The sequence below is a fragment of the Megasphaera sp. AM44-1BH genome (genome assembly GCF_003467125.1).
In the GTDB taxonomy this organism is placed as follows: domain Bacteria; phylum Bacillota; class Negativicutes; order Veillonellales; family Megasphaeraceae; genus Megasphaera.
Map to the genome: position 1 here is coordinate 25,672 of NZ_QSFA01000017.1, position 24,531 is coordinate 50,202.

Annotated in this window: 23 protein-coding genes; 3 read left to right on the forward strand and 20 right to left on the reverse strand. The window is 49.3% G+C overall.

Features of this window, described 5'->3' with window-relative positions; genetic code table 11:
* Positions 1 to 29: 29 nt before the first annotated feature.
* Both argB and argC read right to left on the reverse strand, forming a co-directional pair.
* Positions 30 to 890 carry an acetylglutamate kinase gene (argB, locus tag DW949_RS10560; protein ID WP_118023214.1) on the reverse strand — a complete coding sequence of 287 codons (861 nt, stop codon included), beginning with the start codon at positions 888 to 890 and terminating at the stop codon, positions 30 to 32.
* A 46-nt stretch (positions 891 to 936) separates the two neighbouring features.
* Positions 937 to 1,881: an N-acetyl-gamma-glutamyl-phosphate reductase gene (argC, locus tag DW949_RS10565; protein ID WP_118023184.1), complete on the reverse strand. Its 945-nt coding sequence runs from the start codon at positions 1,879 to 1,881 to the stop codon at positions 937 to 939.
* A gap of 255 nt (positions 1,882 to 2,136) precedes the next feature.
* On the opposite strand from argC, the gene aroD reads away from it, so the two are divergent.
* Complete coding sequence (gene aroD, locus DW949_RS10570; RefSeq protein ID WP_118023185.1) at positions 2,137 to 2,886, forward strand: type I 3-dehydroquinate dehydratase; 750 nt, start codon at positions 2,137 to 2,139, stop codon at positions 2,884 to 2,886.
* 94 nt (positions 2,887 to 2,980) lie between these two features.
* Here the strand turns inward: aroD and DW949_RS10575 are convergent, their stop codons facing one another.
* The 11 genes from DW949_RS10575 to DW949_RS10625 form a co-directional block, all read right to left on the reverse strand.
* Positions 2,981 to 3,487, reverse strand: a complete 507-nt coding sequence (locus tag DW949_RS10575) for a shikimate kinase (protein WP_118023186.1) — start codon at positions 3,485 to 3,487, stop codon at positions 2,981 to 2,983.
* On the reverse strand, positions 3,480 to 4,304 hold the full coding sequence (gene aroE, locus DW949_RS10580) for a shikimate dehydrogenase (protein WP_118023187.1): 825 nt from the start codon (positions 4,302 to 4,304) through the stop codon (positions 3,480 to 3,482). The genes DW949_RS10575 and aroE overlap by 8 nt, the downstream gene beginning before the upstream one ends.
* Complete coding sequence (pheA, locus tag DW949_RS10585) at positions 4,301 to 5,152, reverse strand: prephenate dehydratase (RefSeq protein WP_199595871.1); 852 nt, start codon at positions 5,150 to 5,152, stop codon at positions 4,301 to 4,303. Before pheA ends, aroE begins: the two co-directional genes overlap by 4 nt.
* Entirely contained in the window at positions 5,145 to 6,248 is a 1,104-nt protein-coding gene (aroC, locus tag DW949_RS10590; RefSeq protein WP_118023188.1) for a chorismate synthase, read from the reverse strand. The genes pheA and aroC overlap by 8 nt, the downstream gene beginning before the upstream one ends.
* Positions 6,241 to 7,542, reverse strand: a complete 1,302-nt coding sequence (aroA, locus tag DW949_RS10595; RefSeq protein ID WP_118023189.1) for a 3-phosphoshikimate 1-carboxyvinyltransferase — start codon at positions 7,540 to 7,542, stop codon at positions 6,241 to 6,243. The genes aroC and aroA overlap by 8 nt, the downstream gene beginning before the upstream one ends.
* Positions 7,539 to 8,612, reverse strand: coding sequence for a 3-dehydroquinate synthase (gene aroB / locus DW949_RS10600; RefSeq protein ID WP_118023190.1), 1,074 nt, complete (start codon positions 8,610 to 8,612; stop codon positions 7,539 to 7,541). Before aroB ends, aroA begins: the two co-directional genes overlap by 4 nt.
* Positions 8,593 to 9,480 (reverse strand): prephenate dehydrogenase, encoded by an 888-nt coding sequence (locus DW949_RS10605; protein ID WP_118023191.1) that lies wholly within the window; start codon positions 9,478 to 9,480, stop codon positions 8,593 to 8,595. Before DW949_RS10605 ends, aroB begins: the two co-directional genes overlap by 20 nt.
* A 106-nt stretch (positions 9,481 to 9,586) precedes the next feature.
* Entirely contained in the window at positions 9,587 to 10,603 is a 1,017-nt protein-coding gene (gene aroF, locus DW949_RS10610; RefSeq protein WP_118023192.1) for a 3-deoxy-7-phosphoheptulonate synthase, read from the reverse strand.
* Positions 10,604 to 10,924: 321 nt separating this feature from the next.
* Positions 10,925 to 11,809: a polysaccharide deacetylase family protein gene (locus tag DW949_RS10615; RefSeq protein ID WP_118023193.1), complete on the reverse strand. Its 885-nt coding sequence runs from the start codon at positions 11,807 to 11,809 to the stop codon at positions 10,925 to 10,927.
* Positions 11,810 to 11,834: 25 nt separating this feature from the next.
* Positions 11,835 to 12,665, reverse strand: a complete 831-nt coding sequence (locus tag DW949_RS10620; protein ID WP_118023194.1) for an FAD binding domain-containing protein — start codon at positions 12,663 to 12,665, stop codon at positions 11,835 to 11,837.
* Between the two features lie 34 nt (positions 12,666 to 12,699).
* A complete protein-coding gene (locus tag DW949_RS10625; RefSeq protein ID WP_118023195.1) occupies positions 12,700 to 13,428 on the reverse strand; it encodes a suppressor of fused domain protein in 729 nt (242 codons plus the stop codon).
* A 495-nt stretch (positions 13,429 to 13,923) separates the two neighbouring features.
* On the opposite strand from DW949_RS10625, the gene gdhA reads away from it, so the two are divergent.
* Positions 13,924 to 15,273 (forward strand): NADP-specific glutamate dehydrogenase, encoded by a 1,350-nt coding sequence (gene gdhA, locus DW949_RS10630; protein WP_118023196.1) that lies wholly within the window; start codon positions 13,924 to 13,926, stop codon positions 15,271 to 15,273.
* Between the two features lie 208 nt (positions 15,274 to 15,481).
* On the opposite strand, the gene DW949_RS10635 is transcribed toward gdhA, so the two are convergent.
* The 6 genes from DW949_RS10635 to DW949_RS13965 form a co-directional block, all read right to left on the reverse strand.
* Positions 15,482 to 17,392, reverse strand: coding sequence for a fructose-1,6-bisphosphatase (locus DW949_RS10635; RefSeq protein WP_118023197.1), 1,911 nt, complete (start codon positions 17,390 to 17,392; stop codon positions 15,482 to 15,484).
* 159 nt (positions 17,393 to 17,551) lie between these two features.
* Positions 17,552 to 19,051: a succinate CoA transferase gene (locus tag DW949_RS10640; protein WP_118023198.1), complete on the reverse strand. Its 1,500-nt coding sequence runs from the start codon at positions 19,049 to 19,051 to the stop codon at positions 17,552 to 17,554.
* Positions 19,052 to 19,192: 141 nt separating this feature from the next.
* On the reverse strand, positions 19,193 to 19,744 hold the full coding sequence (locus DW949_RS10645; protein WP_113856285.1) for a 2-oxoacid:acceptor oxidoreductase family protein: 552 nt from the start codon (positions 19,742 to 19,744) through the stop codon (positions 19,193 to 19,195).
* A 2-nt stretch (positions 19,745 to 19,746) separates the two neighbouring features.
* Positions 19,747 to 20,574, reverse strand: coding sequence for a 2-oxoacid:ferredoxin oxidoreductase subunit beta (locus tag DW949_RS10650; RefSeq protein ID WP_118023199.1), 828 nt, complete (start codon positions 20,572 to 20,574; stop codon positions 19,747 to 19,749).
* Position 20,575: 1 nt separating this feature from the next.
* Positions 20,576 to 21,709, reverse strand: a complete 1,134-nt coding sequence (locus tag DW949_RS10655; RefSeq protein ID WP_118023200.1) for a 2-oxoacid:acceptor oxidoreductase subunit alpha — start codon at positions 21,707 to 21,709, stop codon at positions 20,576 to 20,578.
* Between the two features lies 1 nt (position 21,710).
* Complete coding sequence (locus tag DW949_RS13965) at positions 21,711 to 21,980, reverse strand: ferredoxin family protein (protein ID WP_370448746.1); 270 nt, start codon at positions 21,978 to 21,980, stop codon at positions 21,711 to 21,713.
* 252 nt (positions 21,981 to 22,232) lie between these two features.
* Here DW949_RS13965 and DW949_RS10665 point away from each other — a divergent pair, with 252 nt between their 5' ends.
* Positions 22,233 to 23,144 (forward strand): LysR family transcriptional regulator, encoded by a 912-nt coding sequence (locus tag DW949_RS10665; RefSeq protein ID WP_118023202.1) that lies wholly within the window; start codon positions 22,233 to 22,235, stop codon positions 23,142 to 23,144.
* A 136-nt stretch (positions 23,145 to 23,280) separates the two neighbouring features.
* Here DW949_RS10665 and DW949_RS10670 read toward each other — a convergent pair whose 3' ends face one another.
* On the reverse strand, positions 23,281 to 24,447 hold the full coding sequence (locus DW949_RS10670; protein ID WP_118023203.1) for a M20/M25/M40 family metallo-hydrolase: 1,167 nt from the start codon (positions 24,445 to 24,447) through the stop codon (positions 23,281 to 23,283).
* Positions 24,448 to 24,531: the final 84 nt, after the last annotated feature.

Sequence of the window (24,531 nt, forward strand, 5' to 3'; positions counted from 1 at the left end):
CGATGGCTGAGACAGCCGCTACAGAGGCATTATTGCTTAACAAACATGGTTCCCAGCCCTTCTTCTGTCAGCATTTCGATGAGAATGGCGTGGGGTACCGTACCGTTGATGATGAATACCCGTTTGACACCACAGTCAATGGCATCGGTGCAGCACTTGACTTTTGGAATCATACCGCCGGCAATGATTCCTTCGTCCGTAAGCTGCTGCACGTCCTGCATAGTCAGGCTGTGGAACAGGGTGGACGAATCATCGGGATTCCGGAGCACTCCGTCAATATTAGTCAGGGAAATCATGCACTCTGCCTGAAGCGCACCGGCAATTTCGGCCGCGGCCGTATCGGCATTGATATTATAGGAAACACCTTTTCCATCGGTTCCGATAGATGAAATGACGGGGATGTATCCATTGGCCAGACTGTCATGGATGAGTTCCGGATTGATGTGTGTGATTTCTCCGACCAGTCCCAGTTCATCACTTTGTTTTTGTACCTGGATCATGGCATCATCGATGCCGCACAGGCCAATGGCTTTTCCTCCCAGTGCCCCCAAAAGGTTGACCAGATCCTTATTGACCTGGCCGGCCAGTACCATCTGGACAATTTTCATCGTCGCTTCATCGGTCACGCGCAGGCCGTTCAGGAATTTCGATTCCAACCCTACCTGATTGAGGGCTTCTTTGATATGGGGGCCGCCGCCGTGGACGAGGACGACTTTGACACCAATGAGATGCAGGAGCACGATATCTGCCAGTACGGCTTTCCGGAGTTCTTCATTGACCATCGCATTGCCGCCGTATTTGACGACGACTACCTTGCCGTAATATTCCCGGATATAAGGAAGGGCATCGCGCAATATGCGTGCTTTCTGGGCATTGCTCACTTCCTGTATATCGTGATCTATAAAAGTTGTCGTTGTCATAACTGTACTATTCTCCTTATTCTCCCAGATTCAGACCCGTTTTCGGATCGATGCCGAGCATAATATTCATGTTCTGGATGGCCGCCCCCGACGCACCTTTTCCCAGGTTATCAAAAACAGAAGTGAGCAGTATCCGCTGATCATTGCCCGTTACGAAAATTTCCATATCGTCACGGCCACTCATGTCATTGGCTGCCAGGAAACCGCCTTTATCTTCTCCCAGAGGACGCACATGAATAAAATCACATCCCTCATAGTGAGCTGCCAGTGCCTCCCATACAGACTGTATACCCGGCGTGCCTTTCAGCAGCTTCGTAAAGACCGGGACGGTCACTTCCATGCCACTGTAATAATCGTCTACGATAGGTGAAAACAGCGGTTTATCTGCCAAATGACAAATGGTGACGATTTCCGGCAGATGTTTATGCGTCTGTCCCAGTCCGTACTGGCGGGGTGCCAGGAGATCTGTCGTCTTTTCTCCTTCATAAGCGGCTATCATCTTTTTGCCGCCGCCACTGTACCCGGTAAGGGAAAAGGCAGTGACGGGATAGTCAGCAGGCATGATCCCCGATGCCGTCAGAGGCTGGACAAGAGAAATGACGCCGCTGGCATGACATCCAGGATTGCCAACGCGGCTGCTATGGGCAATCATTCCGCTCTGCTGCGGCGATAATTCCGGGAACCCATAGACCCATCCCGGCGCAATACGGTGTGCTGTAGACGTATCGATGATTTTTACGTCAGCTCCTTCAGCCAATCCGGCCGCTTCGACAGCTGCCGCATCAGGCAGACAGAGAAATGCAATATCTGCCGCCTTCATGTATTTTTTTACTTCTTCCGGATTTTTCCGTAATTCTTCAGAAATCTGTAATACTTCAATATCCTGACGCGCTGCCAGCCGTTCATGGATGCGCAGACCTGTCGTACCTGAATGACCGTCGATAAATACTTTCGTTTTCATGGTGACACTCCTTAGATGCTGTATGTGCAGCTTAATTTATTTTAATGAATGTTTATTGAATTTTTATTCATTATAGTTAATGCCGCCCTGTTTGTCAAGAAAAAAATGCTGCATGAAAAAAATCTGTATCATCCCTCTCTGTCATCCGGGCCATATTCTGACAGTCTTACATTGCCTGCATCAGCCCCGTACGGTATAATATCGTCAATAGAAAAAATCCACTGCATCATCTTGCGCTAGGAGGAATATACTATTATGGTTAAAATCGGTAATGTTACCCTCGACAACGGTATGCCCAAAATTTGTGTTCCTATTGTCGGCCGTTCTCTTGATGAGCTCATCCATGAATGTCTCTATCTTCAGGATAAAATCTACGATGTCGTTGAACTGCGCATCGACTTCTTAAAAGATGTCACGTCCCTAGATGCCGTCGGCCAGGCTCTGGCAGCTGTCCGCCAGGAATTGCCTAACGGGGCAATCTTGTTTACGTTCCGTACCAAAGAAGAAGGCGGCGAAACAGAAGTTCCTGAAAGCTACTATTTCGACCTCATCACTTATGCCATCAAAACGGGGAAAGTCGATGCCGTAGACGTGGAATATTTCCGCAACCGCACCAGCATCGAAAAAATCCTCACCATCGCCAAAGAACACAGCGTCACTGTCATCATGAGCAATCACGACTTCGATAAGACCCCGTCATTCGATGAAATCACAGGCCGTCTCCTGGGCATGAAAAAACTCGGTGCCGATGTAGCTAAACTGGCCTGCATGCCCCAATCGGCCAAAGACGTACTGACCCTCTTATCAGCAACGGAAGATGTCAAATCCCAGTATCCCGATGAACCGATTATCACCATGTCTATGGGGAAACTCGGCACCATCAGCCGTATCAGCGGGGAAATCTTCGGTTCGGCCCTTACCTTCGGTTCAGCAAAAAAAGCTTCAGCTCCTGGCCAGCTGGAAGTGACGACATTACATCAGATTTTACAGGCGCTCCATAGCTGAATTACACTGCCCATTTTTTCTTCTTCCCAGCATACGACAAAAACCGACTGCCGCATGAAGCAATTTCTGCTCCACCTGACAGTCGGTTTTTATATTACCGTATGTTTCCAATCAGTATTTCAAACTCATCGAGAACGTCTTCTATATCCTTATTATTATCAATGCAATAATCGGCAGCATCCCGGTACAGGCCGATACGCTCCTTATAGAGATTGTACACTTTCTGTCTGCCATCTTTCAGCAGAGGGCGTACGGAGACATCGACATCGCTGACAATATCGTCCGGCGAGCGATCCAGGAAAAAGACCGTTCCCGTTTTTTTGAATATGGCAATATTTTCCTGCCGTTTGATGACACCACCGCCACAGGCAACGACGATGCCTTTTTTATCGGCCAGGAAGCGGCTGGCCCGTACCTCTGCATCGCGGAAGCAGTCTTCACTGATGGCAAAGAGTTCAGGAATCGTTTTTCCTTCCTGCTGGACAATAACGTCGTCAGCATCATAAAACGGACGGCCCAGCCGGCTGGCAAGAGCTTTTCCCAATGTACTTTTGCCACAGCCCGGCATGCCGATGATGATGATATTCTGTTTATCATTCATAGAGGCGTTCCATCTCCTTAGCAATTTGTTCAATGACAGAAGAAGGGATTTCCCGTCCCATCCAGATTTCTTCTGATCCCACAGCCTGGGCCACGAGCATATACATGCCATTCAAAGTCCGGGCACCGTGGCGGCGTGCCATTTTTAAAAGTCCTGTGTCTTTGGGATTGTAAATGAGGTCTACGACAGCAGGGAAAGCAGCAATACGTTGTTCAGACAAAGGACATCCGTCAATATGCGGAAACATGCCTACAGGAGTACAATTAACCAGCACATCTCCTGCCTGCACTGTTTCAAAAGTCTGGTAATCTGTCTCAGATGCCCCGGTTTTCTTCGTGAACTCATCGAATTCAATTTTGAAATGAGGATGGCGGGAAATGACCGTAATCGACTTGGCATTCTTGTCTGCCAGATACTGGATGACAGCCCTGGCGGCTCCTCCTGTTCCCAGGACGACACAGTCCTGTCCGGCAATTCTGATACCGGCATGTTCCAAAGACCGGCCAAATCCGCTATAATCGGTATTATACCCAAAAACTCCTTCATCGGTAAAATAAATCGTATTGACGGCCCCGATAATCCGTGCTTCCCGGGATATATCCGTCAGATAGGGTATGACATCCCTTTTATAGGGAATAGTAACATTGCAGCCTGTATATCCATCCTGTGCCAGTCGTTTCAGATTTTCTGCCAGACTATCCGGGGACATTTCCAGTACATCATACGTTCCGGTTATTCCCATAATCTGATAGATTTTTTCATGGATAGCCGGAGATGCCGTATGGCCCAGTGTTTTTCCTATAAGGCCTGCTTTCATCGTATATTACCCCCTTTGTCAGACGGATAGTTCCCCAGGATTTTAAAATAATTGCAATGTTCCTCCAGATTGTGCAGCACGATAGACGTTGCCGGATTTCGTATATTACCCATGACATCGATATGGAAGAAATATTCGAATGGACGCCCCTTGATAGGCCGCGATTCCAGATGGGTCATATTCATGGCATTATAAAAGAAATGGCCTAAAACATGGTACAGGGCACCGGGCTTATGCTTCGTCGTCAATACCAGGGTAATCTTATCCATATCATCGCTTTCTTCCATTTCGGCAGAAATGATGAAAAAGCGGGTATAGTTCATGGTGTTATCATTGATATGGCGTGCCAATATGGTAAGTCCGTACATGTCAGCAGCTATCGTATTGGCAATGGCCCCGATATGGACATCACCAGTCTGATGCACCTTTTCCGCACTCTGGGATGTACTGAAATAGGGATGGAGCAGCCAGTTTTCGTGTTCTTTCAAAAATTCCCGGCACTGGGCAATACCCTGCGGATGAGAATACACTTCCTGTATGTCGGCCAGAGACGCCCCCGGCAATCCCAGAAGATTATGTTCAATACGCACGTATTTTTCACCGGCAATATGGCAATCATAGCGGTGAATGAGATCGTATACATCGGTAATGCCACCAGTCGAGGAATTTTCAATAGGCAGGACACCATAATGTACTTGCCTCCGGGCTACAGCCTGAACCACATCTTCAAACTGCGAAGCATACCGGGGTTCTATATCCTTCCCGTCAAAATAGGCCATCATCGCCTCATACGTGTAGGACCCGGGCAGGCCAAAACAGGCAATGACCATAGGCATCGTCTTAGTCATGAAGTCCACCCGTCTTTCTGCTGCCGAGGAAAATATCCAGTATCGTCCAGGCTGCAGCAGCTTCTACAACTGGTACGGCACGCTGAACAATGCAGGGGTCATGACGGCCTTTTATAACCAGTTTGCAATTTTCCTTCGTATCCGTATCAATCGTATCCTGTTCTTTTGAAATAGATGCTGTCGGCTTGATAACCAGATGGAAATTGACTGGCATGCCATTGGTGATGCCACCGTTGATTCCCCCATTATGGTTCGTCCGTGTCCTGACCTCTGCTCCGTCATAGTAAAAGGAATCATTCGTCTCGGATCCATGGTGCAGTGCCATATCAAATCCATCACCAAAAGCCACTCCCTTGACGGCAGGAATAGAAAAAAACATATGGGACAAACGGCTTTCAATGGAATCAAAGAAAGGGTCACCGAAGCCGGCAGGCAATCCCAGTATTTGACCTTCTATCATGCCACCTACGGAATCAAGCTGGCTTTTGGCCGTCAGGATTTCTTGTTCCATCATAGGAGCCTTTGTTTCATCGAGAACGGGAAGCGTCTGCTGTTTCAACTTCTGAAACAGGGCTGCCGATTCGCCACAGGGAGCAAAACAGCGGTCTGCAACCGATCCGATACGCAGGATATGGGCACCAATGCAAATGCCTTCTCTGGCCAGAATCTGGGACGCTATGGCACCAGCAAAGACGAGCGGTGCTGTAATACGGCCGGAGAAATGACCGCCCCCACGGTAATCATTGTATCCGTCATACCGTACCTTGCCGCTGTAATCGGCATGACCGGGCCGCATCATATGACGCAGCTGGTCGTAATCCCGGCTGTGCTGATCCGTATTGCGTATCAGGACACACAGCGGAGTTCCTGTCGTATGATCATGGAAATAACCGCTTTCGATTTCAAAGGCATCGGCTTCCTGCCGTGCCGTAGACATGGCATTCCTTCCGGGAGCACGACGGGCCATTTCCTGCCGTACAGCATCCCAGTCTATCGAAATACCAGCAGGAAGCCCGTCGAGGACAGCCCCGATGGCATTTCCATGGGATTCTCCAAAAATTGTCAGTCCTGCATGATAACCAAAGGTATTATTCATTGCTGCCTGCCTCCTCCGTATACATTCCACCCATAGCTGATACATCCTGCCAGAACCGGGGATACGATTTTTTGACGCATTCTGCCCCATCGATTTGTACCGGTCCTTCGGCAATCTGGGAAGCCACTGCCAGTGACATGGCAATGCGATGATCATTCCAGGCCTGCACGCGGCCGCCATGAAGATGACCAGTACCTTCAATGATGAGGCCGTCTGGTTCTTCTGTCACTCTGCCCCCCAGTTTATTCAGTTCTTCTGCCATAGCATGGAGCCGGTCGCATTCCTTGAGGCGGACGCGGGCTGCATTGACAATATGGGTTGTACCAGTAGCAGCCGTTGCAAGAACAGTCAGCACAGGAACCAGATCCGGGCAGTCGCCGGCATCAATCGTCGTCCCTTTCAAAGCAGACGTACTGGCCATGAGGCTGTCTGGTTCTTCTGTTATCCTGCCACCCATCCGGCGGATGATATCAATGATGACTTCATCACCCTGGGCACTGTGACGGCGGAGTCCGGTCAGTTTCACATCATGTCCAAGGCATCCTGCAGCCAGCCAGAATGCAGCCTGGGAATAATCCCCTTCTACTTCGTACTGGCCCGGCCGGTATGACTGACCACCGGCAATCTGATACACACCTGGTTTTTCTTCTTCAATATGTACACCATGACGGGCCATCGTATCCAGGGTAAGGCCGACATAACTGGCTGATTCCAGTGTCGTCGAGCTATAGAGGGAGGAGTCCCCCGCAAGAAGCGGCAGCGTCAGGAGCAGCCCTGTAAAGAACTGGGAACTGACATTACCCGGCAGTGTATACGCCCCGGGAGACAGTGTCCCCGTCACGGTCAGGGGAAGTCCGCCGCCATCAGCTGTCTGATAGGCAATGTGACGGGACCGGAAGATGGCATAATACGGCTGGAGGGGCCGCGAGACGAGCCGCCCCCGTCCTATATAGGTAACAGAGCGGCCGGTCAAAAGTCCAAGTGGGATAAGGAAACGCAGTGTTGAGCCCGACTCGCCACAGTCTGCCGTTACCGGTGTACAGCCTTTACGGATACCACCTTGTATACGGTAGGAAATGCGGCCCGGCAGTATATCGGCAACTTCTTCTATCTCAGCACCAAAACACCGTAAAACCCGGCAGGTCGCATCGATGTCCTCGGATGCAGAAATATGTTCGACCAGACTTTCTCCTTCTGCCAGGGCGGCACAAATGAGGTCACGATGCCCCAGGCTTTTTGACGAGGGAACGGCTAGTATGCCCCCAAACGGATGAGGTGTGATACAGATATTCATGACGGGCTCCCTCCTGTGATATATGTGGGAATATCTGCCAGTTCTACCGGCAGCAGACGGCACGAACCAATGCGGTTGAGAATAATGAGAGTCATATGCGAGCCACGCTTTTTCTTGTCATGGCCGATATAAGGAAACAAATCCGCCGCAGATGCATCCACCGTATACGGCAGGTGATACCGCTTCAGGATAGCCGTCAGACGCCGGGCCGTTCCCGGTTCAGTCAGTCCCAGTTCTTCTGTCCGCGCCGTGAGAAGAGCCATCCCTATGGCCACGCCTTCCCCATGAGTATAATGGCCAAACCCATACAAGCGTTCAATGGCGTGCCCGATAGTATGACCAAAGTTCAGTATCATCCGTTCTCCTGTATCATACACATCGTGTTCCACTACATCTGCCTTAATCCGGCAGCACGTTTCAATGATTTTATCCCAATGAGAAACTATACTATGTTCATCTAGTGTTTCCAGAAGAGTAAACAATCTGGCATCACGGATGCAGCCATACTTGATAACTTCTCCCAATCCATCACGGACAAACCGTTCTGGCAGCGTCTGTAATAAATCCGGGTCAATCAGAACTGCTTTTGGCTGATAAAAAGCGCCGGCCTGATTTTTGCCGCTCGGCAGATCAATGGCCACTTTACCGCCAACACTACTATCCACTTGGGCAATAATGGAAGTGGCAATCTGAACAAACGGCACGCCACGCAAAAAGGTCGCAGCCGCAAATCCCCCCAAATCTCCAACGACGCCGCCACCGAAAGTAATAATCATATCTGACCGGGTAATACCCAGATCAGACAGCTTCTGATAGATATCTAAAAGCTGATTGGCATTCTTGGAAGCTTCACCGGCAGGAATCACGATACAGCCTGTCCGGAATCCAGCCTGCTGCAAACTGTATTCCAGGCGCTTTCCATAGAGTGGTTCCAATACATTGTCTGTAATAACGGCAACTGTTTCTGCTTTTGTCAGACTGCGGATATACTCACCGGCCCGGTCGAGAAGGCCATTTTCAATGTGAATTTCATACGAATCTTTTCCTAATTCAACGTGAATGTGTTTCATGAACTAATTCCCTTCTCCGCAACGCGGCCTGCTGTAAAAAACGGGTCATGCCCTTTGTATCTTCTTCAGAAAGCAGATTGGCAAATACTTTCAGTGATGCGCTGAACTGGTCAATTTCTTTCAAAAGATTTTCTTTATTGGAAAAGAATAATTTTGTCCAGAGCGGAGCATTGATGTCTGCAACGCGTGTCCCATCGCGAAAACTTCCGGCTACAAAATACCGGGTCATCGTATCCATGGATTCACTATTAATAAGAGATGTTGCCAATACATGGGGCAGACTGCTCGTGTAGGCAATGAGTTTGTCATGTTCTGCTGCCCCTACCCGGACCACATGGGCACAACCAAGGGCCCGTGCCATCCGTTCAATCGCATCGACATGCTCCGGCTTATTATCTGCCATAGGCACCAGTATGTAATTAGCGCCATCAAAAATTTCTGCCCGGGACATGCCATAACCGCTGCCTTCCCGGCCTGCCATCGGATGCCCCGGGACAAAATCCAGATCGTCCCGCAGCACCGCTTTGATGCGGTCAGCCGAATCCCCCTTGATACCAGCCACATCAGTTAGTAGTGCGCCTTGCTTAAAATCCTGACGATGCTCTTTGATAAACGCCATCATGCTGTCTGCAGCCATACAGAAAATAACAATATCTGCTTCCCCCAGAATCTGGCTGCCATCTGTTGACGCCTCATCAATGGACCCATCAGCCAGTGCCTCTGCCAGAGACTCCTGATTGACATCGATCCCGATGACGGATTTCACCTTCAATTTCCGGAATCCTTTGGCATACGAACCACCAATCAGGCCTAATCCGACAATCGCTATGACTTGATCCGTAAAAAAACCGCTGTCTGTACTTTCCATTGCGTTCCCCCCAAATACTCGTGAATGTATATTATGCAGCGTTTCCTCTTTAGTATACTAAATGACGTGCTGCAGAAAAAGGTTTTTATTCAGATTTTCTTTTCTTTTACACCGTGCGGCCTACGACAGGCGCCAGCTGACGGAGACTGTCCATCAAATGAGAAAACATGGCCGGCGTAATTGACTGGGCACCGTCACAGAGTGCATGATCGGGGTCATTGTGTACTTCTACCATGATACCATCGGCCCCGACGGCGACGGCTGCCTTCGCCAGGTCTTCTACCATCCAGCGTTTTCCCGTAGCGTGGCTGGGGTCCACAATAACCGGCAGATGACTCTGACGCTTGACGGCAAGAACAGCGGAAAGGTCCAGTGTATTGCGCGTGTAGGTTTCAAATGTACGGATTCCCCGTTCACAGAGAATGACATTGTGATTTCCCCCTGCCATAATGTATTCCGCACTCATGAGCCACTCTTCTACGGTCGCGCTCAGGCCCCGTTTCAGCAGGATGGGAATCCGTGTCTTTCCCAGTCCCCGGAGCAGTTCAAAGTTCTGCATATTGCGTGCTCCGACCTGAATGATATCGACGCCGGCTTTTATAAACTCATCGAGTTTATCCAGTGACATGATTTCGGTAACGACAGGAAGGCCGGCGTGGCGCCCGGCTCCACATAATAAGTCCAGCCCTTTTTCCCGGAGGCCCTGGAAGGAATACGGAGAAGTCCGCGGTTTAAATGCTCCGCCCCGGAGCATGACCGCTCCGGCTGCTTTGACCGCATCAGCCACGCCATTGATCTGCTCCGGCGTTTCGACAGAACACGGACCTGCCATGACCGCCAGTTTCTTACCGCCGATTTCCACACCTCCGGCACGGATGATCGAATTTTGCGGATGAAATGCGCGGCTTGCCCGTTTATACGGTTCTTCTACGCGGAGCACCTTATCGACATAGTCATACCCCTGAACATGCTCCATATCGATAACAGAAGTGTCACCAACGAGACCGAGGACCGTCTTTCGCGTCCCCTTACTGACATCAATCTGCAATCCTTTTGCTCTGATTTCTTTCATCAGTTTTTCTGCCGCCTGTTGCGGTGCATTTTCTTTCAGTACAATAATCATTATGCTCCCTGCCTCCCGGATATAAAAAAAGCAGGCTCCCATGAGCCTGCTTTATCCTGCATCTGCTGATACCGTCTTATACAGTGATACTATGCCACTTTCTCAGACAACCCATGTTCTCATCTTGTTTATGCAATTGGTCGCAGCAAAAATAGCCAGTGCCAAAATACAGGTAGGCCTGGCTGTTTCTAAAGCTGTATGCAATTGCCGTGAAAGACATAGTGTTGTTCATGGTACTGCTCCTTGCAGAATTAAAATGCAAAATGTGATGAATACATACTATACCGAAACTGTTTTCTTGTCAAGGACTTTTGTATATTTTTACCAGCTTGGCGGAATGGCCGTAGTGACGACACGGAAGGTATACCCCTGGCTCTTGAGCAGTTTAATGAGTTCCGGCAGGGCTTCTACCGTCGCCTGATGACCGCTGGCGTCATGCATGAGAATGACCAGATGACTGTGCAGATACGGCCGCAGTGCCAGCTGCTTCTTAATATTTTCCACTTCTTTTCCGGCAGTCTTTCCTGTTCCATCGGCGTCCCCGGTCAGAGAATTCCAGCCCACTTCAATATAGCCCTCCTGATTGAGGGCCTGCCAGAAAGCCTTGGTAAAATGTCCCGCCGTACCGCCCGGCGCACGGCTGATAACTGGACGTACATGAATGACATCATAAATCAGTCCTGCCGTCTTATCGACTTCATCCATATAAGCCTGCGGCGACGCATAGATTTTTTTATAGTCATGACTGTATGAATGAATGCCAATAGCATTGCCCGATTCATAAATGGCTTTCACGACATCGGGATAACGTTCTACATTATTGCCTGTCAGGAAAAACGTAGCATGTATCTGTTCGTCTTTCAGGATTTTCAGGATTTTTGTCGTATTTTCTTTATTCGGACCATCATCAAAAGTCAGATAGGCCACATGATCCCCATAATAATAATCTCTGGTCGTGCCATATGTCAGAGGAAGCCCCTTATCTTTACGCTGCTGTACCGTATAACGGTCGTATACAGGCAGGTCATTATCGACAGCCGGCAGCGTAAAATCCTCTCCCACAAATGCCACATCGGGATGAGAAATAGAAGCAGCCTGCTGATGTACAGTCGCCGCAATATGCTGGCCGTGATGACTGTACAACAGCCATCCGCTTCCTGCTAACACACATATGGCCAATAAGCCGACGATTATTTTTCCCTTCACGTTCTCGACTCCTTGTTTCCTTTAACTACTTTTTAACCGGTTTCGTCGTCAGGCTGTTCTGACGGCTGAATCCTTTCCACGCTTTTTTAATCAGTATGCGCATCATATCGATAGTCAGATTACGGCGTTCCTGCTCTGAACAGGGACCGAAATTTTCAAAATCCAGTTCTTCACTGACCATATGAGCCACATTTTCTCTGGCCTGCAATCCTTTGGCCGATAATTCTTCACTGGCATTTTCCGCAATAGCAGCCACACCGGGCCGGCCACCGACGACGATACGCCACTGATGTTCTCCCATGGTGACGGCACCTGTCAGATACGGCTGCTGTCCTGCTTCGCTTCGATAAGCCATATATGCCGTATAAACAAATTCCCGGGCAATCACGATTTCCGTAATCAATTCCCCCATAGGCGGACAAGACAGATAATCCCGCAATTCCATGCGCCCTTTGTCTTCCAGGACTACATCGACAGTCAGGGACAAGAGAACTGGCAGCAGGACAGAAAAGGGCTGTTTGGACGCAATCAGGCCACCCAGCGTCGCATGCTGTTTCAACTCCCGGTCCGGCACATCTCTGAGTGATGCACAAATAGCGCCTCCTGCCAGCTCTTTCAACAAGGGGGATTTCTCTATTTCTGCCATCGTCGTCATCGCGCCGACAGCGATTTCCTCTCCTCTGTCCCGGATATAGGAAAGCCCGGCATGATTCAATTCGATGGCTAATTTATAATGAGCCCCTTTGCGTTTCAGCTCCTGCGCACCGGCTACCAGGACCGACGAGGCAACAGTCCGGTAGGCACTATACGCTTCAGCCGGTGTATGGGGAGCAATGACACTATCACTCGATACCACTTGACTCTCCTCCTTTCACAATAGTTTTATTCTATTACTTTAACAGCCCTTGTGCAACATGGCTGCGATGCAAATCCAAAATAAACGACTCATGGGTACAATCCAGAATCCTCTCAATCAGCGTATCCGGTCCCAGTTTATCATAAGCTTCCATCTCATCGGCATACACCAGAACGGGCATCAGCAGTTGTATGGTTATCCCATCGTCCAGAGTCAGTTCTCCCAGTTCACCGTCAAACTGCACCATAAGAACCCCGCAAAGGTCGCTTCCCGGTATAAACGGTTCGCCCTGTTCCGAATTGGGGAGCATGAATCCGTACGACATCCACAGATGATGGGCATGGGGAAATTTAGCCAGATCGCGGAGCATACGCAGCGGCCAGGCCGACGGTTCTTCGATGGAAAGATGATGGCTATCGGCAAACGGCCAGTCTGACGGCAGCATCAGGCAAAGCTCACTATAGGATTCCCGTACTTCGCCATTTTCAGTCCCTTCGGGATATGTCATGGGCGCCGCACTCATTCCCAGGGTATGAATAAAATAGAACGGTTCTTCTGCTGTAGGATACAAAACCTCTATATCTACCGGCAAGGGCAGTGATCCGGTATCTGCCAGGGCCGCCCGGGTCCGGTTTGGGAACAGCCTATAGAAATACTGCTCCACCGCTTCGGCATAGTCACGATGCAATACTGGCACGGGCTCCATTATCCGGTCATTCATAGAAAAGAAATGCGTGCTTTTATGAATAGTACAACGGTCCATCGGTATCCCCCCTTACTTTCTACCTTACTATAACATAGACCGGCCGTTTGTTGAACCCGTCAAACAGCCTTTCCCGCCTTCTGGCTGCGAACAAATACCATTAAACAGGGAAAAGGCTGTCTTTTTACCTGTTTTAGTCAGTATACACTATATATACATTATATGCAGACGTACCTTTTGTTACGTATAATACGTATGGTTTATAATACATTTTGTCCTCATATAGCAAACATATATAGTTTATTTATACTATATTACAAATTATCATTTATCAAATAATATTAAAGCATGATACAGAAGTTTATTTAAACTTTAACGTAATCAAATTAATATAATTTATTTATTGTCACGTCTCATTTATATTTTTAGCATTTTGTTGAAAACGTTATAATTTATTTTCACATTATGGTATTTGCAAACGAAAAAAAAAGTGTTATGATAAGGCCGTAGAGAGAAGTTCGGGGTAAACTAATTTTTCAAATGAGGTGAAGCTTTATGAACAAGTATCTTGCATCTGTAATCGAAAACGTCAAAACGAAACATGCCAATGAACCGGAATTTGTCCAGACCGTAGAAGAAGTATTGTCGTCTCTGGATCCTGTTGTAGAACGCCATCCGGAATACGAAAAATACGATCTCCTGAATCGTATGGTCGAACCAGAACGGATGTTTACATTCCGCGTTGTCTGGGAAGATGACAACGGCAAAATCCATACGAACACCGGTTACCGTTGCCAGTTCAACGGCGCAATCGGGCCATACAAAGGCGGTCTCCGTTTCCAGAAAAACGTATATCCCGGTATCATTAAGTTCCTCGGTTTCGAACAGATTTTCAAGAACTCTCTGACGGGTCTTCCTATTGGCGGCGCTAAAGGCGGCGCAGACTTTGATCCTGATGGCAAATCCGATGCTGAAATCATGCGTTTCTGCCAGAGCTATATGCAGGCCCTGTATCGGTACATCGGTCCGGATATCGACGTTCCGGCTGGTGATATGGGCGTTGGCGGCCGTGAAATCGGTTATCTCTTTGGTGAATACCGCCGTCTGAAAGGATGCTTCGAAAATGGCGTACTGACCGGCAAAGGCTTCAGCTATGGCGGTTCCCGTATCCGTCCGGAAGCAACAGGTTATGGTGCCGTATACTATCTGGAAAATGTCCTCAAACACGATGGCGAAGACATTAAGGGCAAAACGATTGCCGCTGCTGGTTTCGGTAACGTTTGCTGGGGTATCTGCAAGAAAGCTGCCCAGCTCGGTGCCAAAGTCGTTACTCTCTCTGGTCCGGATGGCTACATCTATGATCCCGATGGCGTCGTAACAGAAGAAAAAATCAATTACCTCCTCGAAATGCGTGCTTCCGGCCGCAACCGTGTCCAGGACTATGCTGATAAATTCGGCGTAGAATTCCATCCGGGTGAAAAACCTTGGGGTGTCAAAGTTGATATCATTATGCCGTCGGCTATGCAGAACGACGTACATATGAAAGAAGCAAAACAGATCGTCGCTAATGGTATCCGGTATTACATCGAAGTTGCCAACATGCCTACTACCAACGACGCACTGAAATATTTAATGGAACAGCCGAACATGATCGTTGCTCCGTCCAAAGCCGTAAACGCCGGTGGCGTTGCTACATCCGCTCTGGAAATGAGCCAGAACAGCGAACGTCTCGTCTGGACAGCTGAAGAAGTCGATGCCCGTCTCCATGAAATCATGAACACGATTTATCAGAACTCCGTAGACGCAGCAGAACGTAATGGCTTAGGATACAACCTCGTAGCCGGTGCTAACATTGCAGGCTTCGAACGCGTAGCCGATGCTATGCTCCAGCAGGGTGTATTCTAAATTTACAACTTCATAACCCACGCGAATCACTTAGGAGGCTGTCTTTTCAGACAGCCTCTTTTTTATACCGTCATGATGCAGCTGGCAAAGACATAGTATCCTATCGATACCCGGCAAAGGAAAACGCAACACAAAAGAACGGGATTGCATGCAGGCTCCGACCCTCATGCAATCCCGTTTTACTATACAAAAATCCACCTGCGTTTCGTCAGTCATCGCGCCGTTCGATAATAATCCCCTGCCGGTATGCCTGGAGCAGAGCTTTCAGATCATCAATCATCTGCAATAGCTTTTTGCCATTGTCCGTGTCACCAATCATGACCCGTTTGGGTTCCAGTTCGACCTGCGTCGATTCTGAACCCATATCGGCATTGGTCCGCAGAACTTCCTCTACGTCCGTAAACGGATAATGCGCCTTGATACGGATACCGTGAGAATTGAAAATCAATGTATAACCGGCAATGCCTGTCGAATTCTGATAGGCTTTGCAAAAGCCCCCGTCAATGCAGAGTTCTTTACCTTCTGCCCGGATAGGACTTTCTCCTTTTTTGACTTTTACCGGCGTATGTCCATTGATAATATGACCTTGCGGAGAATCGATACCAAATTCATGAAGAATCTTGACGCATTCATCCTTATCCCTGTTCAACCGGAAATAAGCATTTTCCGGTTCTTTCCACGTCTCTTTATCGGCAATATAGCTGCGTTCAAAGGTCTTTACAATCCGGCCGGATACAGGGGAATCGGGGCCGCCCCACATATACCACATGTAATCCAGGCTGTCCGTATCCCGTTTGGTATACGCCCGACGCGCCATATAGTCGGCCCGATCCATAAAAGCCCGGCCTTTGTAACCATGACCGTCAAAATAAATTTCTTTAAAGCTCCCATCATCGTTGAGGGGCAGGCTGCCATGGAACAATAAATTGTTATTGTAGCAACGGTACATAGAGCCATGGCTGTACAGGAACTGAATATGCCGCTGGAGCCGTTCGCTCTGCAAAAATTCAGTCTGCAAATCAGCCATAATGCGATGTTCCTCCGGAGACAGGGTATAGGGATCCTGAGGATTGAACGTAGGAAAATCCGTCGTAGTCAGTTCATAGGTTCCGGAATCCAGCGTAATGGTCCCTGTTTCCAGATTGATTTTATGGAACAGCAGGCGGTCATCCATATTATATTCCGGATGACGGAATATAACCTGCCCTTCCAGCTTGGATAAAATGACATTAATTGCCTTGACCATCGGTTCGATGCCGTCATCTTTGGTATACATTTTCAAGGCAAACAGGGCCAGCGGACGCAGACTGATGCCATACCCGCTTTCCAGAATCTCCAAATTATGATAGCGGATATTATTGCGCAGGACATTGGCAATACAGGCAGCACTGCCGGCGGCAGCTCCCATCCAGAGAATGTCATGATTACCCCACTGGATATCCATGGAATGATGATGCATGAGATTATCCATGATTTTATCTGCATGGGGACCCCGGTCATAAATATCGCCGATAATATGCAGATGATCCACAGCCAGCCGTTTAATCAAAGCCGTCAGCGCATAAATAAAAGAACGGGTACTCCCCGTTTCCAGAATCGTGTCGAGGATTTTGGAATGATAGACATGACGGTTTTTATCTTCATCCGGCTGGGCATGAAGCAATTCATCGATGACGAACCGGAAAACCGGTGGCATCGCCTTACGTACCTTGGAACGGGTATACTTGGACGAAAGCAATTTCGCCAGACGAATCAGATGATGGAGCGTCTTACGGGCCCATTTGTCCGTTACCAGCTTTTTGCGGTTCATAAGATCCAGTTTTTCTTTTGGATAATAAATGAGTGTCAGCAGGTCATCCCGTTCTTCCTGACTCATGGAATTGGAAAAGAGCATTTCCACTTTTTCCCGGATAACACCGGAACAATTATTCAATATATGATAAAACGCTTCATATTCACCATGGAGGTCGCTCATGAAATGTTCCGTTCCCTTTGGCAGATTCACGATAGCCTGCAAATTGATGATTTCTGTAAACGTCGCTTCCTGGGTCGGGTATTCTTTAGCCAGGAGTTCCAGATATTTGATATATTCATCGGAATATCCAGCATAATTTTCCATTTATCGTATCTCCCCATTCTTCGGCCGTGCCGATCATGATATACAAAGTCTTTACTTATATTGTACACGAAAACCGGCATAAAAATCTAGGGATGTACAGAGGATGCACAAAACCCTCACAAGACAGACCGGAAAAATCTGACTTGTGAGGGTAGTATGCTATTTCATACTCCCTGTTTCCAGGTAGCGCTGCTGCCATGACAGGGCCTCTTTCAGGAGCTGTGGTTCATGCTGGCTGCCCGTTGCAGCAATAGCCCGGTTCAGATAATCTGTGAGCTGGTCTCTGTAATCCGGGTGGGCACAGTTAGCTATGATAGTCCTTGCCCGTTCGACAGGAGAAAGACCGCGCAGGTCTGCAATGCCCTGTTCCGTACAGAGGACATCCACATCGTGCTCCGTGTGATCTACGTGGGAGCACATGGGAACTACGGAACTGATGGCGCCGTTTTTTGCCGTCGAACTGGTAAAGAAAATCGTCAGATATCCCGCCCGGGCAAAGTCCCCGGAACCGCCAATTCCATTCATGAGACGACTGCCACAGATATGTGTCGAATTGACCTGACCATAGATATCAAACTCAATGGCCGTATTCATGGCAATAGCTCCGATGCGGCGGATCACTTCGGGATTATTAGAAATTTCCTGGGGTCGTATGACGATTTTTTTCCGGTACTCATCGATGTGTTCATAGAAATGCTTCAGCCCTTCCGGTGATGCTGAAATAGAAGCCGTCGATACGGCATCGACTTTCCCGGCATCGATGAGGGTAAACATGCCGTCCTGGAGCACTTCCGTAAAGATAGACAAATGTTCGAAATCACTTTTGGCCAGCCCCTGAATGACCGCATTGGCTACGGATCCGACACCGGACTGGAGTGGCAGGAGATGCTCCGGCAGCCGGCCTTTAGCTACTTCATCCTTAAAAAACTGCACGATGAGATTTCCCATTTTCCGGCCCGCATCATCAACAGGTTTAAACGACCGGGGAGCATCGGGAATATCACAGGGGACAATAGCAACGATTTTATCCCAGCCGCAGGTGATATACGGCTTCCCAATACGGTCCCCTGTATGGACGATGGGAATGGGTACACGGAATGGAGGATTGGGAATATCGTATACGTCGTGCATCCCTTCCAGACTGAGTGGCTGGGTCACGTTGATTTCTACGACGACTTTCTGACACACGTCAATCATAGCCGGCGTCGTTCCTACAGACGTAGTAGGGATGAGATTTCCTTCTTCTGTGATAGCTGCCGCTTCCACCACGACGATATCGGGGTGCTTCATGAACCCTTCCCTTAGCATCTGGGCAAATACGCTGACGTGATAATCGGCATAAGCCACACTGCCATCATTGATTTCGCGGCGCAGATCTTTATTCGTATGATAGGAAAACCGGCGGGAAATGCCATGTACCCGTGCCAGGGCCCCATCAATTTCATCACCGATGGATGCCCCAGCATACAGCGTAATCTGAAAATGTTCCCGTTCTATCCGCTTCGCCAGAGCCAGCGGTACGGCTTTGGGATACCCGGCCGGTGTAAACCCCGATACAGCCACAATATCATCGGGATGAATCAGCTCCGCCGCTTCTTCTGCCGTCGTAACTCTGGACATGTATGCTTTATTTCGTATGCGATCTGAAATATCAATCATCAAAATCCCTCATTTCCTGCATCAAGTTTCTTATCATGCATAAGTAAAAAACATAATTCGTATGTATTTCATATATTAGTATAGCACGATTCATAGCATTCTGGTACATGCCGATACGCCTATATCCGGAAAGAGGGGAATTTATTTCATCAGCGTTTTAGCGGCTGCCACGCCGGCTTCAAAAGCTTTATCATTGGATGGCCGCAATTTAGGTTTGAAGTGTTCCCGGACAGCCCGTTTGACAACGTCCAGGTCTTCTACACCGGTGAGAGCTGCAATGGCCCCGATGGCCACAACGTTGGCTGCCAGTGTTTTTCCGGTCACGTCCTCTGCAATCTGGGTGAGAGGAATGGCGTATACATGTTTTACGTTTTCCGGTACAGTATGGACAAATTTGGGGTCAATAAGAAAAATGCCTTCCGGTTTCATGTCTTTCCAGTATGTATCCGCAGCCTGCTGGGACATGGCCAGAACAAAATCGGGACGACGCACGCTGGGATAATTAATCGGTTCATCGTCAATAATGAGTTCAGACCGGCAGGCTCCTCCCCGTGCTTCCGGGCCATAGGAACGGGTAAGGACGATTTCCTTCGTGTCCAGTCCGCCCGCAGCCTGAGCCATGATATCGCCCATGAGCATCATGCCCTGGCCGCCGCTTCCGGCGAAACGCATTTCATAATGTTGTTTTCCCATACTTATTCTCTCCCTTCGGCTCTGGCAATGACATGCTGATACTGGTCAGAATATTCCGGGCGGTCTTTGCGGTCCGTGAAGACACCCGTGACGATTTTATCCTGCAATTCCTCTTCACTCAGCTGTCGGGCTTTCTGAACTGGAATAGCCTGGTCTTTGAAACGCTGCAGCATAGCCGGTCCGTCCCCCAGTTTATTGAGACGGCCATATAACGTCGGGCAGCAGCTCATGGCTTCAATCACAGAAAACCCTTTGTGTTCTATCCCCTTTGCAATCAGCTCAGCCAGCTGTGTCACGTGGTAGACCGTCGAACGGGCTACAAACGTGGCACCTGCTGCGCTGGCCAGTTTGCACAAGTCAAACGGAGTATCTATATTACCGTATACAGTCGTCTTGGATTTTGCCCCTGTCGGCGTCGTCGGCGAATACTGGCCGCCGGTCATGCCATAATTGTCATTGTTGTAGATGACCGTCGTAATATCTAGATTGCGGCGGCAGGCATGGATGAAATGATTCCCGCCAATGGAAGCACTATCACCATCGCCGGTAACGACGATGACATGAAGTTTGGGATTGGCCATCTTGACCCCCGTAGCGTATGCCAGGGGACGTCCGTGATTCGTATGGAGACCACAGAAATCGAGATATCCGTTTGCCCGGCTCGAACAGCCGACGCCGGCTACTACGACGATCTGATTCTGATCAATGCCCGTTTTTTCAATGGCCCGGATGAGGGCATTGGTCACAATGCCATTTCCACAGCCGGAACACCAGATATGGGGCAGCTTGTCCTGCCGCAAAAATCTATCATATACATGCACACCCGCCATGTTATTTCCCCTCCCTCAGTCCTGCAAGAATCGTATCGGCTGACAATATGACGCCGTTATTCTGGTTAATCATGCGAACCGGTGTATTACCACTGACTTCACGGACCATATGATATAACTGGCCTTCATTCATTTCACAGGTAACGATTTCCTTTACGCCGCGGCACAGCGTCTCCAGACGGCTTTCCGGGAATGGCCATACCGTGATGGGCCGGAACAGTCCTGCCTTGACACCTTCCTTGCGGATATCATCGATTGCCGCTTTGGCTGAACGGGCGACGACACCCATCGAAACGATGAGGATATCGGCATCATCAGTTTTATACTCTTCGTATTTTTCGATATCCGCGCGGTTATGTTCAATTTTCGCATGGAGCCGTTTTACCAGATAGGAAACCCGGTCGGCATTGTTTGTAACTGGAAAACCCGTATCATCATGGACCATGCCGGTCACGAACCAGCGGTATCCATCACCGAATGAAGCCATAGGCGGGATGCCCGTACCATCGTCGGCATAGGCCTGAAATTCTGACGGCGGACAGGTGGGCCGTTTACGGCTGACTACGTCATATTCATCCGGATCCGGAATGCGGACCCGTTCACTCATATGGGCCAGCATGGCGTCGCTGAGGATATAGACAGGATTCCGGTACGTTTCTGCCAGATTAAAGGCCCGTATCGTTTCTTCATATAATTCACCAACGGAAGCCGGGGCAATCGCAATGATGGGATGATCCCCGTTCGTACCCCAGCGGGCCTGCATAATATCGCCCTGGGCCGGTACGGTAGCCACACCCTGGCATGGACCCTGACGCATGCAATCGACGAGGACCAGAGGAATTTCCGCCATAATAGCATATCCCAGATTTTCCTGCATGAGCGAAACTCCGGGCCCGCTCGTTGCCGTCATGGCCTTGACACCGGCTGCCGAGGCACCGATGACGGCGGCAATAGAAGCCAGTTCATCTTCCATCTGCATATATGTGCCGCCGGCTTTCGGCAGCAGTTCCGATGCCATTTCGGCAATTTCCGTAGCCGGCGTGATGGGATAACCGGCAAAAAACCTCATCCCTGCCGCGATAGCAGCCCTGGTACAAGCTTCATTGCCTGTCATAATTTCATAGGTTCCAGCCATGTCAAATTCCTCCTGTCACACGGATTGCAAAATCAGGACACCGTAATTCACACATCTTACACCCAATACATACCATATCGTCAGATATCACGGGTTTTCCATCGTCATCCCGGGTAAAAACACCTTTCGGACAGAAAACGGCACAAATGCCACAGCCTTTGCATAACCGGCTGTCCAGTATGATTTGAAATTTCTTTGTTACGCCCATATGCAATTCCTCCCAGCATTCTGCGTAGTACCTCTTCTTTCTTCTTACAGTTGCAGTATACATCACAAAAATGTATACTAAAAATACAGGTCGGACATGGAACCCATAATGAAATCATATAGTTTTTACTTGTCACTTCTTGCTTCTTACTCCTATGATTTCATCTAAATGCCGGCATGATGGTATTGGTGAAGGAAACCGGCATCCTTATCCGCCTAAAAAGCATATGCAGACTGTATAGGACACGGTTCTCTTATTCCCGTGCAGAAAGACAAAAAAAGTAAAGTCTTTCTCTCACACACAGGAGGAATCATCATGAATCTGGAAGTATACCGCAATTACGTCGCCATTATTGATGCCGGCACGATTTCTGCGGCTTCCCGGGAATTACACATCGCCCAACCCGCCCTGAGCAACCAGCTGAAAGCACTGGAAGCCGCGTATGGCACCCAGCTTGTTGAACGGGGTCCCCGCCACATTACCCCCAACAATGCCGGGAAAATTCTCTATGAAAAAGCCCGCCGCATGTGTCAGCTGGAAGATGCGGCGCAGAAAGAAATCAACGCCAGTATCCTCGGGACAAAGGGAACGCTTCACCTGGGTATCACACCCACCTGGCCCGATACCAACAGTGCCAATATGATCCTTGATTTCAGCAATACCTATCCGGAAATCGACTTCGATATATACGAAGAAAATTCCGGACAGCTGCTGGAGCTTCTGGAAAAAGGGACGATAGAGGTAGCTGTCATCCGCAGTGCCGGACAGTTGCCACCGTCATTTTCCGTCCGCCATACCATTGACGAACGGCTGATGGTGGCCTTTCACAAAAAAAGTCCATGGCTGTCTTCTCATCTGGATGCAGTGCCTCTCACGGCTCTGGAAGATGTGCCTCTGGCCATTTCCCGCGGCTTTTGGCAAAAAATCCTGGAAATCTGTCAGAATGCAGGATTTACGCCACATATCCGGGCCGTCTGTTCGTCCCGTTATATGCCGCTGCGCTGGGCCTCCAGCGGGACCGTCGCTGCCATTTTCGTCGGGCCGGTACGCCCGGATCAGCTCAGCCAGGATATCTGCTGTATTCCTCTTCTGGGGCCGGGGCTGGAAACGCGCCGCCTGTTTGCCATCAGCAAATCCCACAGCCTTTCCGCCGTTGCTGAAGCCTTTCTGAATTATATCCATGACCGTTCCTCTGACCAATATCTGACTAATAAAGGAAAGAAGTGACATCGTATAATTCGTGAAAACGACATATTTTCCATACAAAAACGGGGCTATCCCACAAAGCACTGTGTCTTTGTAGGATAGCCCCGTTTTACATCAGAGAGACTCTGCCATTTCCATGGTCTGGAAATCCGGGTGGTTATTTTTCTGCCGCATCAAATTCTTCTTTCATCGCTTTGCGCAAAGCTTCATTTCCGGCCAGACGCAATACGGTTGCACCGATAATTTCTGCGCCGCGGACGATGACCGGTTCAATAGCCTTGTCTTTGACCATATCGGCAATTTCCTTGGAATGGTCCGGATAGAACGTGTCCCCCATAGCCAGATGGACGTGGAGCACCGGGCATTGATGGCTGACATTGGCAATATCCGAGCTGCCGCCGCAGTCCGGTTCTACAAAGGGAATCTTCATATCCCGGAGCACGCCACGAACGACGTCAGTTGCCGTTTCATTCCACACAAGGTCATCATATTTATACCCCAGCTGGGATACATCAAAGGTCGTTTCCGTAGCAATAGCTGCCCCTTCAAAGCAATGCATCAGGCGCTGGACCACTTCGTTGAGATAGGTCCGGGTGGAATGGCGGACACAGCATTCTACCTCGGCGTAATCGGGAATGACATTAGAAGCCGTGCCACCATGGACGATATACGTGCCAATCCGCGTATCGGGCTTTACATGCTGACGTATCATATCGATAGCATGGAGGGCCAGCATGGCCCCGTTCAGTGCATTCCGGCCTTTCCACGGATGGGCTGCCGCATGGGCCGTCTGTCCGTGAAACCGGATGCGATAATCATCGAGGGCCAGAAAGCGGGAATTGGGCGTCGTCTGACACGACGACATATGGACCATTATGGCAAGATCGTAGTCCTTGAAAATCCCCTGCTGGCACATGGGAATTTTGCCACCCCGCAGTTCTTCATCCGGCGTGCCGATGACATCGACAGAGACGGGCAGATCCGTCATGGCATGAAACGCAGCTCCGGCTAGAAAACTGATAGCACCGCCAGCCGAATGACCGCAGCCATGACCGATATCGGGAAGAGCATCGTATTCAGCCAGGACGGCTACCCGCAAAACCGGCGATTCCGCATGGCAGGCAACCGCCTTATAGGCGGTTGCCTGTCCGCTGAACCGTTCCGTCACATCCATGCCGGCATCCCGGCAGGCCGCTATGTGACGGGCACAGGCATGATATTCTTCCCCGGATAACTCGGGATCATTGGCAATCGCATAATTCAATTCAAAGGCAGCAGGAGCATACTGCTGCACCTTCTTAGAAAATTCATCATAGAGAGACATGGCTTACTCCTTTTATTTCATCGTTTCAACTAAAAAGGACGGCATCTGCATTGGGACAGCCGTCCTTTTACTATTATATAATTC